12 protein-coding genes are annotated in these 16,383 nt (G+C 52.5%); 10 read left to right on the top strand and 2 right to left on the bottom strand.

Annotation, left to right across the window (positions count from 1 at the left end; genetic code table 11):
• Position 1 precedes the first annotated feature (1 nt).
• The 7 genes from GJJ30_RS10525 (at position 2) to GJJ30_RS10555 (ending at position 6,939) form a co-directional block, all read left to right on the top strand.
• Positions 2-631, top strand: coding sequence for a response regulator transcription factor (locus GJJ30_RS10525; RefSeq protein ID WP_154175113.1), 630 nt, complete (start codon positions 2-4; stop codon positions 629-631).
• 40 nt (positions 632-671) lie between these two features.
• On the top strand, positions 672-1,631 hold the full coding sequence (locus tag GJJ30_RS10530; RefSeq protein ID WP_154175114.1) for an amidohydrolase family protein: 960 nt from the start codon (positions 672-674) through the stop codon (positions 1,629-1,631).
• A 51-nt stretch (positions 1,632-1,682) separates the two neighbouring features.
• A complete protein-coding gene (locus tag GJJ30_RS10535; RefSeq protein ID WP_154175115.1) occupies positions 1,683-3,836 on the top strand; it encodes a PVC-type heme-binding CxxCH protein in 2,154 nt (717 codons plus the stop codon).
• A gap of 301 nt (positions 3,837-4,137) precedes the next feature.
• Positions 4,138-4,506 (top strand): high-potential iron-sulfur protein, encoded by a 369-nt coding sequence (locus GJJ30_RS10540; protein ID WP_154175116.1) that lies wholly within the window; start codon positions 4,138-4,140, stop codon positions 4,504-4,506.
• 348 nt (positions 4,507-4,854) lie between these two features.
• On the top strand, positions 4,855-5,403 hold the full coding sequence (locus GJJ30_RS10545; RefSeq protein ID WP_154175117.1) for a Riean_0653 family protein: 549 nt from the start codon (positions 4,855-4,857) through the stop codon (positions 5,401-5,403).
• Positions 5,404-5,463: 60 nt separating this feature from the next.
• Positions 5,464-5,988, top strand: a complete 525-nt coding sequence (locus GJJ30_RS10550) for a hypothetical protein (protein WP_170299166.1) — start codon at positions 5,464-5,466, stop codon at positions 5,986-5,988.
• A gap of 78 nt (positions 5,989-6,066) precedes the next feature.
• Positions 6,067-6,939, top strand: a complete 873-nt coding sequence (locus GJJ30_RS10555) for a DUF2279 domain-containing protein (RefSeq protein WP_170299167.1) — start codon at positions 6,067-6,069, stop codon at positions 6,937-6,939.
• 10 nt (positions 6,940-6,949) lie between these two features.
• On the opposite strand, the gene GJJ30_RS10560 is transcribed toward GJJ30_RS10555, so the two are convergent.
• Positions 6,950-8,335 carry an efflux transporter outer membrane subunit gene (locus GJJ30_RS10560; RefSeq protein WP_154175120.1) on the bottom strand — a complete coding sequence of 462 codons (1,386 nt, stop codon included), beginning with the start codon at positions 8,333-8,335 and terminating at the stop codon, positions 6,950-6,952.
• A gap of 389 nt (positions 8,336-8,724) precedes the next feature.
• A complete protein-coding gene (locus GJJ30_RS10565) occupies positions 8,725-13,374 on the bottom strand; it encodes a translocation/assembly module TamB domain-containing protein (RefSeq protein WP_154175121.1) in 4,650 nt (1,549 codons plus the stop codon).
• A 148-nt stretch (positions 13,375-13,522) separates the two neighbouring features.
• Between GJJ30_RS10565 and tsaD the strand changes: the two genes are divergently transcribed.
• Genes tsaD through GJJ30_RS10580 form a run of 3 tightly spaced genes read left to right on the top strand, consistent with a single transcriptional unit; the run spans position 13,523 to position 16,296 of the window.
• On the top strand, positions 13,523-14,527 hold the full coding sequence (gene tsaD / locus GJJ30_RS10570) for a tRNA (adenosine(37)-N6)-threonylcarbamoyltransferase complex transferase subunit TsaD (protein WP_154175122.1): 1,005 nt from the start codon (positions 13,523-13,525) through the stop codon (positions 14,525-14,527).
• Positions 14,528-14,561: 34 nt separating this feature from the next.
• A complete protein-coding gene (locus tag GJJ30_RS10575; protein WP_154175123.1) occupies positions 14,562-15,398 on the top strand; it encodes an MOSC domain-containing protein in 837 nt (278 codons plus the stop codon).
• Between the two features lie 43 nt (positions 15,399-15,441).
• The gene (locus GJJ30_RS10580; RefSeq protein WP_229313080.1) at positions 15,442-16,296 is read left to right on the top strand and encodes a hypothetical protein; all 855 of its coding nucleotides are present in this window, start codon (positions 15,442-15,444) and stop codon (positions 16,294-16,296) included.
• The last annotated feature ends 87 nt before the right edge of the window (positions 16,297-16,383 follow it).

The following is a 16,383-nucleotide window of genomic DNA, read 5'->3' on the forward strand; positions in this document are numbered from 1 at the left end:
TATGGCTTTACGCCTGTTGATTGCGGACGACCATCCGTTGCTGGTCGACGGTTTGGTTTCGGTACTGGAAGAAATAGAAGACGTACTGGTACTTGAACCGGTCAGCAACGGTCGGCAGTTGATCGACCGCCTGCGAAAGCTGGTCGTCGATGTGATTCTGCTGGACCTGAATATGCCGCATCTGGACGGGATTGCCTCCCTGAAAATTATCAAAACCGAGTTTTTGCATGCCAAAGTTATCGTTTTTACCAGCTACGATCAGCCGAAATTGATTCGGGAAATAAAGGCATTGGGCGCAGAGGGATATTTGCTGAAAACGAGTAATTCCACGACGCTTAAAAAAGCTATTTTGACAGTGGCGGCCGGGAAAACCTGGTTTCCGGAAACCGCTATTGAATCACCTGAACCGGAAGTACCGGCGGACGATTTTGTTAAAAAGTACCAGATTACGAAGCGGGAAGTGGAAATTATTCGAATGATTGCCGAAGGGCTGACGACCAAGCAAATCGGTGACCGCCTGTTTGTCAGTGAATTTACCATCAATTCGCACCGCCGGAATATCTGCCGCAAACTCAACATTTACACGCCCGTCGGCCTGCTCAATTTTGCCAAGGAACAGGGGCTGGTGTGAACCCGGAATAAAAACCGTCCTAACCCGTATTTGATTCAGTATGAAAGAATTTGCATCGGTTTCACGTCGTGGATTTATAACCCGCTCCGGTATTTTAGTGGCCGGAACGGTAATGAACCTGAAACTACCCGGTTTGAGCGAACCGCTGGCCGAGCCCATCATCGACATTCACCAGCACACCGACTACATGGGGCGAACCCACGACCAGTTGATGGCGCACCAGCGGACAATGGGCGTGACCACCACGATTTTGCTCCCTGCGGGCACCCCGGCGTTCGGACTTTCGACGCACAAAGGGCAATCGAACGGGCTCCAGGCGAAATGCAGCGGCAACGAAACCTGCTACAACCTGGTGAAGCAATATCCGAAAGAGTTACTTTTCGCATCCAACGAAGTGCCTGATTTACCGGATGCCACGCAGGAAATTGAAAAGTATCTGAAGCTGGGTGCGCTCCTGATCGGGGAGTCTAAATTCGGAGTTAAATGCGACTCGCCGGAAATGCAACGCATCTACGAACTGGCTCAGTCTTACCGGGTTCCGGTTTTGATGCACTGGCAGTTCGGGATGTATAACTATGATTTTGACCGGTTTCATACGATGCTGGAAAAATACCCAAAAGTCAATTTTATCGGACATGCGCAGACGTTCTGGGCCAACATCGACAAAGCGCATCTCGACCAGGCGGTTTTGTATCCAAAAACCAAAGTGACGCCCGGCGGCATCACGGATCGCTTGCTGAGCGACTACCCGAATATGTACGCGGACATGTCGGCGGGTTCGGGCCTGAATGCGCTGCTGCGGGATGAAGAACACACCCGGGGCTTTCTGGAACGTCACCAGAACAAAATTCTGTACGGGAGCGATTGCCTGGACGCGGCCGGGCACGGTCCCGAATGCCAGGGTTCGCAAACCATCGCGGCCATTCGCCGACTGGCTCCTTCCAAAAGTATTGAGCGCAAAATTCTCTATGAAAATGCGAAAAAATTATTCAGATTGTAGCCCGATCAGTGCCCTTTCCTAAAAAACCGGTTTTTCGATACCCCGTTAAAAATGAACGAATGCTCCCCGAATCGGCTGTTGTCGATTGCCTGTCTGCTGAGTTTTGCCCTCTGTTTTTCCTGTTCAACCGAGCGGTATTCCGATCCGCTGACGCCCGAAGAATCGCTGAAGAAGTTTCAGATTCGGGAGGGTTTCAAAATCGAGATTTTTGCGGCTGAACCCATCATTGCGGACCCGGTCGATCTGGCTTTCGACGAACAGGGCCGGGCGTTCGTGGTTGAAATGGGCGATTATCCCGGCAAGCCGGAAGCCGGAAAAGGCAAGGGTAGGATTCGGATGCTGGAAGATACCAACAGCGATGGCCGGATGGATCGTTCGGTGGTTTTTGCCGATTCCATTGCCGATGCCACCAGCGTGTTGCCCTGGGAAGGCGGATTGATTGTGGCCGCAGCCCCCGACATTCTGTTTTTGAAAGACACCACTGGCGATAACCGTGCCGACGTTCGGGAAGTGCTCTTCTCCGGTTTTTTTGCGAACAATTCCGAAGCGCAGATCACGAGCCTGCGGTACGGCATTGACAACTGGATTTACGCCAACAACAACGGCCAGGAAGGCCAGATCCGGTTTAACCGGAAACCCAATGCGCCCGCTTTGACCGTCAATGGTGGTGATTTCCGGTTTCGGCTGGATCGCGGGTTGTTCGAAGTGGAGTCGGGCTCCGGCCAGTTTGGGCTTGCAATCGACGACTGGGGACATCGTTTCTTTACTCAGAACACGCTCCACATTCAGCAGGCGCCGATTGCCGGTCGGTATCTGCGTCGGAATCCGCATTTTTCGGCTCCCAAATCGTCCGTCAATATTTCGGATCATGATCTGGAAATGTTTCAGGAAACCCCGCCCCCATACTGGCGCAAGGAGCGGACGGATCGTCGGCAGAAGCAATACGCAGAGGCCAAACTGGACCGAAAAGAATATGCGGAAGATCATTTTACCGGTTCTTCCGGCGGCCATTTTTACGACGGAGATGCCTTTCCTTCAGCCTATTACGGATCGGTTTTTACGGGCGATGTGGCCGGGAATCTCGTTCACCGCGACGTGCTGACTCCTTCGGCCGACAGCCCGATTTTTGTGGCTAAACGGGCGGAAGGCGAGACCGATCGCGAGTTTCTGGCGTCGACTGACCCCTGGTTCCGGCCCGACAATGTGACTACCGGACCCGACGGTGCGCTGTATGTGGTTGATTTCTACCGTCAGCACATTGAAACCCCGGTTTCGATTCCCGACGATCTAAAGGCCGACATGGATTTTTTGAATGGAAATGATAAAGGGCGGATTTACCGCATTCTCCCGACCGATTCGAAAAACCGCCCGGCTGCATCGCCTAATCTGCGCACTCGGAATTCGGCGGAACTGGTGGAATTACTGGGGCATCCAAACCGGTGGTGGCGGTTGCAGTCCCAGCGCTTGCTGCTCGAACGGCAGGATCGATCGGTGATTCCACAGCTTTCAAAAATGGTGAGTGAGCACAGGGACCCGCGCATCCGGCTGCACGCGTTATATACGCTGGAAGGGCTGAATGCCCTCAACATCGGTTTGGTCAGGCTGGCGTTGCAGGATGCCCAGCCCGGCGTTCGCGAACACGGATTGATCCTGGCCGAGCGGTTTCCCGATTTGCTGCCCCAGCTATTGAAAATGACCAATGATTCGTCCAGCCAGGTCGCCTTGCAGGCTTGTTTGAGCCTGGGCCAATTCACCAGCCCGGCCGTGGTTTCGACCCTGGCGGAAGTCGTCCGGAAACACGGTGAAAACAACTGGTTCAGGACCGCCGTGCTGAGTTCGTCGGCGGGTTCGTCGCCGGAATTACTGAACTTGCTCGTCAACCAGAAAACGATTTTTAGTGACACAACGTCCGGGAAAAAGGCGTTTTTAGCGGATTTCTCGAAGGTCATTGGCCGCCGGAACCGACCCGCCGAAATAAGCCATTTACTGAATTTATTGACGAGTCCGGCCCAGCGGAAAGAGAGCTGGCAGGTGGCCGGTTTAACCGGGCTGGCCGAAGGATTTGCCAAAGCCGAACCCCAAAAGGGCGCTAATCCGGAGGTAAGCAGGGCGATTCAAAACCTGGAAAAAACCGTGCAGTCGGAAGAGGTGAAAAAAGCCATTCAGGCCGTGCGGGACGCGCTGGCAAAACCGGTTTCCAGTTGAGGGCTAGCAGTTACAGGTTTAGAAAGGTTATGGTTTTATTCTAGCTTAACATGAATTTATGAATTAGCCAATTAAGTGCCAGCGGCACGAAATGTTTGTAGTAAAATAAATCATCCGGTTTCTCCTGTGTGCCATTGGGTACGCAATTAGTTTTGTAAGTTGCGTACCCAAAGGCACGCAGGGGTGTTCGTACATACTTTCTTACGACTACAAATATCAGTCCGCTACGCGGCCAAAAATCAACTAGTTCGCGCTGACTATAACTGAAAACAAAATAGCTACTGAAAATCCTTTCGATTTAATGAAGTCATTAAAATCCCGCCGGTTTTTCCTGAAACGTTTTTCTTCCGCTGGTCTTTTTCTGGGAAGCGGGAGCCTGATTTTTACGAACTGTGATTCAAAACCGGCGAAAACCGCCCAAACCGGTGAGCCCAAAAAACCAGTCGCGAATCCCTGCGAGGATTATTCCGAAGTCAGTGAGGGCGATTTGAAAAAACGAAAGGAGTTAGGCTACGTTACCAAATCGCCCGTTCCGGAAAAAACGTGTAACTCCTGCAATCTGTGGCTGCCGCCCGCACCGGGCAAAGAATGTGGCGGCTGCATGTTGTTCAAAGGCCCGGTTTATGCCAATGCCCACTGCACATACTGGGCTCCGCAGGTCAAAAGCTGAGGAAATACTTCACAATACGTACCGGTTTTTCCGTCGCGAAAACCGGTTCAATTCGTTGCCGAAAACCGTTCTGCTTCGGCGAAAAACCGCCTTTCCGTTCCGTAATATAGTTAGAAGTAGGTATTTGAGACCGGCTGAATCGAATGGTAATTTGGGAAACGATTTTCGTCTCCTGAACGACCATGAAACGCCTACGCTATGCTTTTTTACTGCTCTCTGGATGAGTGACTTATGAGTTCAGAAAGCCGTGAATTATCAACTGATACGAAAAAAAATAGCACGGACTCACTGACAACTCAAGGGTGGTTTTTATAAAGAGGTAAATCAATCATTTAACCTCTCCATCAAATGAAAACCTCGGCTTTCTTCTCAAAAAACGGATTCGTATTTCTGCTGGTACTCACGCTGGCCGGATTGCAAGGTTGTAAAAATCAGGATGTTGAGCCTGAATTTTATCTGTCGGCAACCATCGGCGGAAAAGCCTGGCGGGCCAACGTCAACAACAGCCAGAATATTACGGTTGGAGCTGCCAAAGTGAACAATTACGTCGTGGTTATCGGTCAGCAGAAAACGGATAAAACCGCTACACTGGTGGTAATTTTTCCAAAAAATGTCGCGCTGAATCAGTCCGTCAAATTCACCGAATCGCAGCCCAGTACGCTGGCTTACTCGCCGGATGATTTGGAAGCCTACTCGATGGAGCCTTCGAGGGGCGGTTCCGGAACTTACACGGTTACGCGATTTGACGAAGAGAATCAGATGGTTGAAGGGACATTTTCCGGTGACGCCATCAACATCAAGACCGGCGCCAAGCTGAAAATCACCGACGGTCGGTTCCGGTCCCAATTATTCGACGTACCGCCCACGACCACGCCAGCGCCCAACACCAAACGATAATCCACCCCTTTGCGCCTGACTTTTCACAAGCATAAATAACGCAAAGCAATTATGAAAAAGATGAAAAAAGCACTTCTGTTCGTTCTCATGGGCGTGATGGGCATTCTGTCCGCAACGGCGCAATCAAGCAAATTTCCGGGAGACTGGAAGGCGGACGTAGGGCTCCTGGTGGCCAAACCGGTCTGGGCGTTCGGCACCACTCATTCATTCGGGTTTGGCATCGATGCCAGCCTGACCCGGCCGCTTCCGCAGGTAAAAAACCTTTATGTTGGGGGACGGGTGTATTTTGCTCACTACCTGGCTAAAAAAGAGACGGCTTTTATATTCGCAACCGGCGATCCGGCCAACCTGATCGGGATTCTGGGCGATGCCCACTACGTTTATCAGGACAAGTTTGTGGTTGGCGGAAATCTGGGTTTGGGTCTCCGGTTTCCGGCCTATTTTGGTACGGCGGGATTGGCCCGGGCGGGATACGTGGGTTACCAGTTACCGGTGAATAACCGGCCACTAACCCTGGCAGTTTGTCTGAGCCGAACCACGCTGGCCACGCACGTCTTTGCCCTTCGAGCTAGTATCCGCCTGTAAATGAGACGGTTTATCTTATTCCGTTTCGTAGCTTTCTGGCTGTTACTGTCCTCCAGGTTATATGGACAGCAATTCTATATGACGGATTCGATTCCCAGGTTGAAGAAGTCCGCAACCTTCTACGGCGTTCTGATTTTTCACGGTGCGGCAACCACCGGTTCGTTTCTATCCTTAAACCGCTCCTGGTACGCCGATTACCCCCGGCAGTCATTTCATTTTACCAACGACTGGAACGATTGGAATAAAATGGACAAACTCGGGCACATGTGGACGGCTTATTCGCTGGCCCGGCTGTCGTCGGCATCCTGGAGATGGAGTGGGCTAAGCCCGACTGAAGCTGATCTGGCCGGAACCGTTTCGGCGCTGGGATACCAGAGCCTGATCGAAGTCGCGGACGGTTTTTCGTCGCACTGGGGATTTAGCTGGACCGATTTTGCGGCTAATCTGGCAGGAATCAACCTGTATCTTTCCCAGCAATTGATGTGGAAAAACCAGCGCGTCCAGATGAAAGTGATGGCCTATAAACCGTATACCTACCGAGGTGAGCTTTCCGCGCGGGCCGAACAGCTTTTTGGAAACGGGAACATAAACCGCCTTTTAAACGATTACAACGTTCAAACATATTGGCTCAGCGCCAATCTAAATACCTTACTTTCTGAAAACCGCCTGCCTCCCTGGCTGGGTATTTCCGTCGGCTACGGCTCCCGGCTGCTGCTGGGCCGGAACACGAACCAGTGGATGAGTCGAACGGGCTATGAAATTGATCGGTCGGATATTCCGCGCTACCACCGGTTTTTCATCGCGCCGGACATCGACCTGACCCGAATTAAAACGAAAAACCGCCTTTTACGGTCGGTTTTTCTGGTTCTGAATAGCTTCAAAATGCCCGCTCCGACCCTGGAGATTTCATCCAATGGCAACATTCAGTGGCATTTTTTGCTCCTGAACTGAGGGGTACGAACTAGAAACTGCCACCCAAGGCCTTCAGCAACGCGACGGTGTACGAGGCCCGCTGTCCCTGAAGCAATACCAACTGGCGTTCCGAATCCAGAACAGTCCGCTGCGAATCCAGCACTTCCAGAAAAGTTGTCAGGCCCTTGGTGTAGAGTTCCCGGTTGAGTTTTTCAGTATACCGGGCTGATTCCAGCGCCAGGTTCTGCGCGTCAATTTGCTGCCGCATGCTCTGCAGATTATCGAGGGCGGTTTCGGCTTCTCGCTGGGCGTTCAGCATCCGTTGCTGGTACGACGCGTCGGCAGTTCGGACCTGTTGCTGGGCCAGAACAATGTTCTGCTGATTCCGTTTTCCTTCAAAAATCGGAACACTGGCGTTGAGGCCGAGCAGATACGTCATACTGGCCGGAAAAAACAGATTCCCAATTCGGCCGGTGAGCGTTCCACCCGCACCGACGAGGTTGATGCGGGGATACAGGGCCGCTCGATTGACCTGAACCTGAACATGGGCAACCTGGGTTTGCTGCTCGGCCTGTAACAGATCCGGCCGACGGCGGAGCTGGTCGGCGGAAATAGCCGAAAAGGGTAACTCAGGAAAACCGGTACCCAAACGTCCCGCAGGAACCGTGAAATTGGCCGGATTCTGACCGCAAAGGCCCGCCAGCCCGTTGACCAGTTCGGTGCGGCTGCGTTCCAGGCCCAGCAGTTGCACGCGAACATTGGCAATGTCGGTTTCGGCCCGTTTGGCGTCGATTTCGTTTGTCAACCCCGCCTGAAACCGGGCGCGAATGATTGAAATGGTGGAATCGCGCAGGCCGATGTTTCGGCGAATCACGGCCTGTTCACTGTCATTCGCGCGAATGAGGTAGAATAAGCGGGCCACTTCCGACGCCACGATCAATTGCGTAATCTGCACATCCGACTCGGTAACCTGACGTTGCAAATCCGTCACCCGAACGGTGTTTCGGATGCGTTTGAACAGATCGACTTCGTAGCTGGCGTCGATGGGCAATACCTGCAGCGAATTGAGTTGAATGCGGGGTAACCGTTCACTGGTAACCGGCACGGCAACGGGGCGGTATTCCGATAAGCTTTGGGTGTTGAAATTCAGGCTGCTACGAATGGAAGGTGCCAGAAATGACTCGGCCACCCGAACCCGAATCCGGGCTTCTTCCACCCGGCTGACGGCAACCCGAACGTCGGGATTGTTGGTTAAACCCAGGTCGATCAGCGAATCCAGCGTTGGGTCGTGGAAAACCGCCCAGCCGCTGCGAACGGAATTGGTTTGGAATGACGCAACCGACGCGCTACTTTCCGAAGAGGCCACCGATTGAGCCTGGGAAACCGTACTGCACAGAACTGCAATGGATAAGCTGTAAAAAAAAGTTTTTCTCATACTTTTTATATTGTTTCCGAACGCTGCCCGCCATCCGGAATCGAATCATCCGGACAATGGCCGCCACCTGCAACGACCGACCCCACCGGGATATGGGTTCGTGGAAAAACTCCGCTCGTCTTCAAAAGAAGTAATTCCACTACCGCAACGGAAAACTTTTTCTCGAATAGTAAACGGACAATCTACATGGCAAAAATAACTGGAAATTCAGGAATCCTAACTGTCCAGAATTGAACTTATCGAAGGAGAGATGGTGAAAACAGAATCGATTTAACAACAGCCGGTAACTTTAAAAAGGTTTCGGTAACCTTAGAGATTTATGTTAATTCTTATAAAAGCCAAATAATCTATTGCATTAACGTGCTAATGGGCGAAATTCCAAGGGTACACTAAAGCTGAAAATCGTCTTTTTCCTGAAGAGCGGACGTTTCCGAAACCGGGGCCGGAATTGTATTGGCGGGTCGTTCGATCGGCGTTGGCTGCGGTTGAATTCCGGGTCGGGGAGGCACGGCAGCAGGACCGAACAGTCGGTTGAACGAGCGCGTATACTGGATACTCATACCGCCACCGGTAGTCAGCGTTCCATACGTAGTGGCGTTGATCGTTCCGAGCTGGTTCTGGTTCCGGTTATACATTTTCAACCGCAGTTGGCCGTCGGGCGAGAGCCAGTATTCGAGCGTCCATTCGCCCAGCAGACTGGCAACGCTGGTCTGATTCTGACCGTACGTAAAACCGCCGTCGCGGCTGATCCGGAAGCGGTCGTTGAAGCGGTAGGAAAGCCGGACCTGGAGGTTGTTGACCAGATTCTGGTCCAGCCCGTTCAGTGAAACGCCTACATCCAGGTTTTTGTCCAGCGTGGAAGCCAGGCGACTGATCTGGTTGGAGAGCAATTCACTCAGGCTGTTGGTCAATCCCGATCCCACCATATTATTGCCCGCCGACGATGCCGGATCGATCAGTCCCAATCCTTCGCCGGGGGCCAACTGATTGAATAACAGAATGCTGCTGACCTGTCGCCCGAGTTCCTGATCATTACTTTTCAACCGCGATTCAAACGCGGCCACCGCCTGCCGGAAATCCGGTTGTTGCGGGTATTCTTTTACTTTCAGATCGTATGAAATATCGGGGGCCAGCAGCCGACCGTTCAGATTGATCAGCAAATCGACCGGATACCGGCGTGTACGGTCGGGATTATTGGTGGAGCTGGACGAATAATATTGCAGAATCGGCGCAAGCGAAGCATACTGCGTATAGGCGGTTTTGACATCGACCATCGCTTCATACGGATCACCGGTCCAGGTAATCCGACTGTTGGGCAGCATCTGAAACCGCTTATTGATCACATTTTCAAACGTGAATGTGTACTCGCCCTGCTGAATTTCGTAGGCACCGGTCATCGTAAAATCACCCTTGGTGTCGATTTTCATGGCGAGCTGACCCGTACCGTACGCCTTGATAATGTCGCCCGTCTGGCGGTCTAACTGGATCTCGCAATACGCATCGGGTGTAATCGACAGGTTGAAATCCATCCGGATGCCCGACAAATCGACCACCGGTTCGTTGGTCTGCGCCACGCTGTCGCGGTGGGCCGGGCTGACGTTGATAAACCGGATCACTTCTTCCTTGGAAACCGTAGTGGCCTGATCGAGCGGAATATAAATTTTGGTGCCCCGGTTGCTGGTAACATTGGCGCGGATGTTCAGATTGTCAAAAGGTCCGTCAATGCTGGCCCGGCCGCTGGCGACGGCGGTCCCGTAAAACTGATCGTTGTCCTTGAGCGTCGTGTTCAGAATCTTGAAGTTCTTCATGTCCACGATGTTCAGATCCACCGTGAAGTACTTGAATCCGTCGTGGAAAACACCCCCCCGCAAAGTGGCACGTCCGCCGTTCAAATCGGTAAGAACCATGTTTTTGGCGACAATTTCGCTGGCACCAAAGTAGACTTTGTCCGAAAAACCGATGTCCGCTTTCAGGTAGTCGAGCGTCAGTCGGCCGTTGGTAATATCGACCGTTCCACCCAGGACCGGGCTGGACACTTTCCCTTTGATGGTCACCACTCCCGTGGCGGTTCCGCCAAGATTCGTGGCAATGTCTTTCACGAAAGGCTCCAGAATCCGCAGATCGGTTCCTTCCAAAACCGCTTTCAAATCCAGCGGATTCGATGCCGATGCCCCCGGCGTGTACACACCGGTAATAGCCAGAAGCTCCCGGTCAAGCCGTCGGATGCGGGTGTCCAGATTGATTCGGTTGGACTGATCGAGCGTACTGCGGTTGACAACATTCCCAATCAGAAAATCATTGTATTTCAGGGAATCAATCGTCATATTTCCGTCCAGCAACGGCAAACCGTAAAGGCCCCGAATGGCTACTTTTCCGTTGGCAACTCCGGAAATTTTCGTTTCCAGAACCGGGTTCAGCGTTGCCAGTAAAAAGTTTCTGGCCTCAACATCAAGGGTTTGCAATGAATCCTGCGACGCCCGACCGCTGATTGAGATAAATTGATTCTGATTGGAAACCGCCAGGTTGCGAACGGTGATTTCCGGCCCGACAATCCGGATCAGGTTTTCGGGCGAAATCGTCCAGATGCTGTCGAGTAACCGGAATTTCGATTGCTCGAGTTCGATGTCGATGGCATCCCCTTTAAACGTCAATGAACCGTTCAAATCGGCCCGGTTGCTGCTTTTTTGCTGCTGTAAGCTAGTCGTAAAATCAATGTGATTGACATCCCACGAAGCTTCAGCCTGGAGGTTTTCGGTGGCCGCCAGCGAGCCAAACTGCTGTTGTTTCGAACCAATGATCAGCGAAGCCAGCACGTCTGGCGAGTTGACAAACTTGGAGGTATTAAGATCGACCGTGCTTTTGTAGAAGTTGTACGTGTCGAATTTTAGCGTGTCAATTGTGCCGGTCAGCGTCAGTAACGAGGACTGATCGACGCCAAAACGGCCTTCCAGCTTCGTATTCGGTGACGCATACAGCGAAGGGTAAATCAGCGTGAGCAGCGGCTGCGCATTTTTCAGCAAAAAGGAATAGTCGATGTTGTACGGAACCACCGGAACCGGTTTCCGAAGCTTTTCCTGGTAGTATGCGGCCATTCCGGCGGCATTCCCGGCAAAATTCAGGCGGTATTCCTTCGCAATGCGGTTCAGGTCGTCGGCGACGTGCGTCAACTGGAAATTGCCTTTCAGGTTCGCGTCCAGGTAGTCGGAATTGACCGAAATTGTCCGTTCATTGCCCGTAACCGACGACGCGAAAAAGAGTGTATCCAGGATCAGATTGCGTTTTCCATACGTCAGGTAGGTGTTCAACAGCCGCGCATTTCCGACCAGTTCGTTGACGGTATTGCCCACCAGTTGCACATCCAGATCGCTCCGAACGACCAGGCTGTCGTCCAGGAGATTTGTGGCCAGGAGGTTGGCCTGTTGAACCGTCCCCCGAACATCGAAGAGGTTTTTAGCACCCCGCAGGTCAAATTCACCGTTCAGGCTGAACGTCAGGTTGGTATCTTTCGCGCTGACCTGACCCCGGAAAAAGGATTGCTGCAAATTTCCATGAACCGCGATGTTGCGGTATTTGTAATTGCGAAAACCCACGCGGGTGAACTGCGCATTGAGATCGAGCGAGCCATCTTTGATGGTCAATCCCCGTCCTTCAAACTTGCCCTGACCATCGATGCGCTGCAGGTCGGACTGGTCGATGAGCGAACCGGCATCCACATCCGTCAGCTTCAGATTCCCGCTGTACGTCGTACCCTGATCGCCGTTCAGGTGAAGCGCCAGATCACCCGAAACCGAACCGATTTTGGTTTTAAAAGTGCCAACGGTTTTAAAATCGATGAATCGGCCGGCGTAGGTGGCCGCAAAATCGAGGGTGCCCAGTTTGGCCATGATTCGGTCGAAATCCGGGTCGGAATAATAGGGGCGAAGGTCCGCCAGGTTCACCTGCGAGGGCTTGAACCGGAAATCGACAATCGTATTTTCGTCACTGTCCGGCAGGCCTTTAAAGGCCAGATCGCCCACCAGCCGACTCCGGTGATTGGGTCCGAACCGGATGTCGGCATTGGTGACTTTGAAGTTTTTAATCCGCCCCACGTAGTCACCCGAAGCGCGGGCAACGTCGAAATTATCGTTAAAATAGGAGGTAAACGGCGCCAGATCCTGCGCCCGAACGACTGAGTTGCGCAGGTTGGCCCGCATGACCACTTCGTCGTTAAACTCGTTGAAAGCCGAAAAATTGTCGTACGAAAAAACCAGTTTATTCCGAACCGTCGAGCCATTGATGCGGGCGAACAGGCTATCCAGCCGCATTTCCTTGGCGCAATACAGGAACTTCGTATCGAGCCGGTGAATCCGCAGATTTCCCTGTTTTTCGAAGCCCTTCATCCGCCCGATGTTCACCGCAATGGTGTCACCCAGTAACAGGAAGCTATTTAGGTTGGCGCTTATACCACTGACCTTGAAGTGATTGTAATCGAAAAGCCGCCCGCCCATAGTCGATTTGCGCATGTCGTTGTACGTAAACGTGCCATCGATGAGGGTAGCTTTTCCGATGGTGAACGGGATATTCTGGTTGGCAACGGACGGTTTGGTCGTGTCGCGGGTCATTTCGTTGATCCGTTCCACAAAATCGTCGATATTCAGATTACCGGTTTTGGCGTCTTTCACCAGGGCAACGCGCGGTTGGTACAGCAGCACCTCGTCCAGGTGAATATCGGTCGCCGAATTGTTGATTAATTTCTCGAGGGCCAGACCGACTTCCAGGCGCCCGACGCTGATCATCGGTTTCAGATCGCGGTTGCGAATCGTCACTTCTTCAAGTGTCAGGGAATTCACCCAGACATTGGGAAAGGAAAATTTGATGTCAATCCGTTGAATATCGACCGGAAACAGCAGCTTTTCAGACACCCGTTTGGCCGCGTAACGCACCAATTCGGTCTGTACGGCCGGTATTTGCAGACTAACCACCACGATTCCGGCCACCAGCAATACGACCAACACGGTGTAAAGCAGGGTTTTAAGAAGTATGGCGAAGAATGAACGCATCTAGTCTTCAATGAACAATGAATAATGTAAAATGAACAATGCGTGTCCGTTCCGACGGCTGATTTTAGGACAAATCAATCGAACCGGAAGGATATTCATTATTCATTGGTCATTATTCATTACTTTCGATATTGATTACTTTTGAAAAATGACAATTCTGGCAATTGAATCTTCCTGCGACGAGACGTCGGCTGCTGTTTCTGTTAACGGAAAAATACAATCTAATGTTGTGGCAACCCAGCTAATCCATGAACAGTACGGGGGTGTTGTTCCCGAACTGGCCTCGCGGGTGCATCAGCAACGGATTGTTCCCGTCGTCGAACGAGCCCTGTCTCAAGCAAACATACAAAAAAACGCATTAAATGCCGTAGCTTTTACGCGCGGCCCCGGATTATTAGGCTCGTTGCTGGTTGGTACTTCCTTTGCCAAAGCATTTGCCCTGGCACTGGACATTCCGCTCATCGAAGTACACCACATGCAGGCACATGTGCTGGCGCACTTCATCGATGAACACCATTTTCCGAAGTTTCCGTTCCTGTGCCTGACGGTCAGTGGGGGGCACACCCAGATTATGCTGGTGCGGGATTACCTGGACATGGAAATTATCGGGCAAACCCAGGACGACGCCGTGGGGGAAGCCTTCGATAAAACCGCTAAACTGCTCAATTTGCCCTATCCGGGTGGGCCGCTCATTGATCGGTATGCCCAGCAGGGCAATCCGCTGGCGTTCCCGTTTCCCGAAGTGGAAATGCCGGGGCTGGATTTTTCCTTCAGTGGCATCAAAACCGCTTTTCTGTACTTCCTGCAAAAGCAGACCCGGGCCAATCCGGACTTTATCGCCCAAAATCTGCCGGATATCTGTGCCAGCATCCAGCGTACGCTAATTAAAATTCTGCTGACCAAACTGCGGAAAGCCGCCCGCCAGACCGGTATTCGCGAAATTGCGCTGGCCGGGGGCGTTTCGGCCAACTCCGGTTTGCGGGCCAGATTGACCGAAATGGGGCAGGAGGAAGGCTGGAACGTATACATTCCCAAGTTTGAATACTGCACCGATAATGCCGCAATGATTGCGATGGCGGCCCATTTCAAGTATTTAAAAGGCGAATTCACCTCCCAGGAGGTCAGTCCGATGCCCCGCTGGTCAATCGGTTGATAAACCGTCGGGAACGATTGCTTACATTTGCCCCATGAATGCACCTGTTTTAAAGGAAATACGGATTTACCCCATCAAATCGCTGGGCGGGATTTCGCTGTCTGAAGCCGAAGTTGAATTAAAAGGTTTTCGCTACGACCGGCGCTGGATGCTGGTAAAACCCGACGGCGTTTTTTTGACGCAACGGGAAAATACCGTTATGGCGCTGGTGGAGGTGGAATTGACCGATCGGCATTTGCGGGTCTACCACCGGCACCGCCCGGACGATTTTCTGGAAATACCGCTCGATCAGGCAACGGACGAGCAACTGACGGCCTATGTCTGGGATGATCAGGCCGTCGATTCGCGGGTGGTCAGTCAGGAAGCCGACGACTGGTTCAGCCGACTGCTCGGGTTGGAGTGCCGACTGGTTTATATGCCCGAAAACTCCCGGCGCTCGGTTGATCCGAAATATGCCCAACCCAACGATGTCGTTAGTTTTGCCGATGGCTATCCGTACCTGGTGATCAGTACGGATTCGCTGGACGAGTTGAACCGGCGGGTGGAAAAACCGCTCGAAATGATCCGGTTTCGGCCCAATCTGGTGGTGGAAGGCGTTCTGCCGCACGATGAGGATACCTGGTACCGGTTTCAGATTGGCGAGTTGCGGTTTTTGGGAGTAAAGCCCTGCGCCCGCTGCGTGCTGACCACCATTGACCCGGAAACCAGTCTGAAAGGCAAGGAACCGCTCAAGACCCTGGCGACCTATCGGCGGCTAGACAACAAGATCCTCTTTGGTCAGAATGTGCTGGCCGAAACGCCGGGAATCCTGCGGGTTGGCGATCCGGTGCAGGTGCTGGAACGACGCCCCGCCCGACTCCCATTTTCTTAAATTTATTTTGCGCTGCCAACGGTTGCAGGGCGGAAATTGATGTATGAAGTTCATTGACACGATTCAACGACTGCTGCGGAAGGCCCATTACCTCAGTCTCGATGTGGTGGTTGGAGCAGTGATTTCCCATATTATGGTGGCTCGCTTGCCCGATGGCCACCGGCCGGTTGGCTGGGCAACCACACTATTACTGGCCATTTGTGTATTTGTGATTTACGCTGTCGATCGGCTTTACGATGTCCACAAGAGCCTGACAACCAATTCTGAAATGACCATTCGCCACCGGTTTCACGCCGAAAACCGGCTGGTGTTGCGGCAGGTTTTGCTGGGGCTGGTGGCGGTTTGTGCCATTCTTCTTTTCTGGTTGCCTAAAAGCGTTATTCTGTTCGGCACCGGGCTGGCCCTGTTTTCGGGGGCTTACGTCTGGGGTGTCTCGCGGCTCGGCGTTTCCAACTCAAAGCTGGCCTGGAAGGAACCCGCCGTCACGCTGGCCTACACCGTTGGCGTCTGGGGCAGTTCATGGGCGCAGAAACCGACCATCGGCTGGTCCGAAATTGGACTGGGAGTTTTGTTCCTTTTCATCGTTTTCCAGAATTTACTGCTGTTCTCCGTAATGGAATCCTACGAATTTCCAGACACCGCCTACAACCTGGCGACGATTCTGGGGTTCGACCGTAGCGATGTCGTGTTGCGGACAATCACGGTGGTGGTAACGGTTCTTGCGCTGGTAATCTTCTTCATGGCCGACGACCGGTTTGCCCAGCGGGCGGCCGTCATTGAAGGCATGATGAGTGCGGTTTTGTACCTGATCCAGCGCTATCCGAACCGGTTTTTGACGGACGAACGCTACCGCTGGATCGGCGACGGTATTTTTTGGCTGCCGGTTTTGATTCTTTGACCGTTTTATCCGACATTTTACGGTTTTGAAACCTTTTACCAAAAGGTTTCAAAACCGGCTTATTCCACTCACAGAGCCGATTTTGGC

Source organism: Larkinella terrae (assembly GCF_009668025.1).
GTDB lineage: Bacteria > Bacteroidota > Bacteroidia > Cytophagales > Spirosomataceae > Larkinella > Larkinella terrae.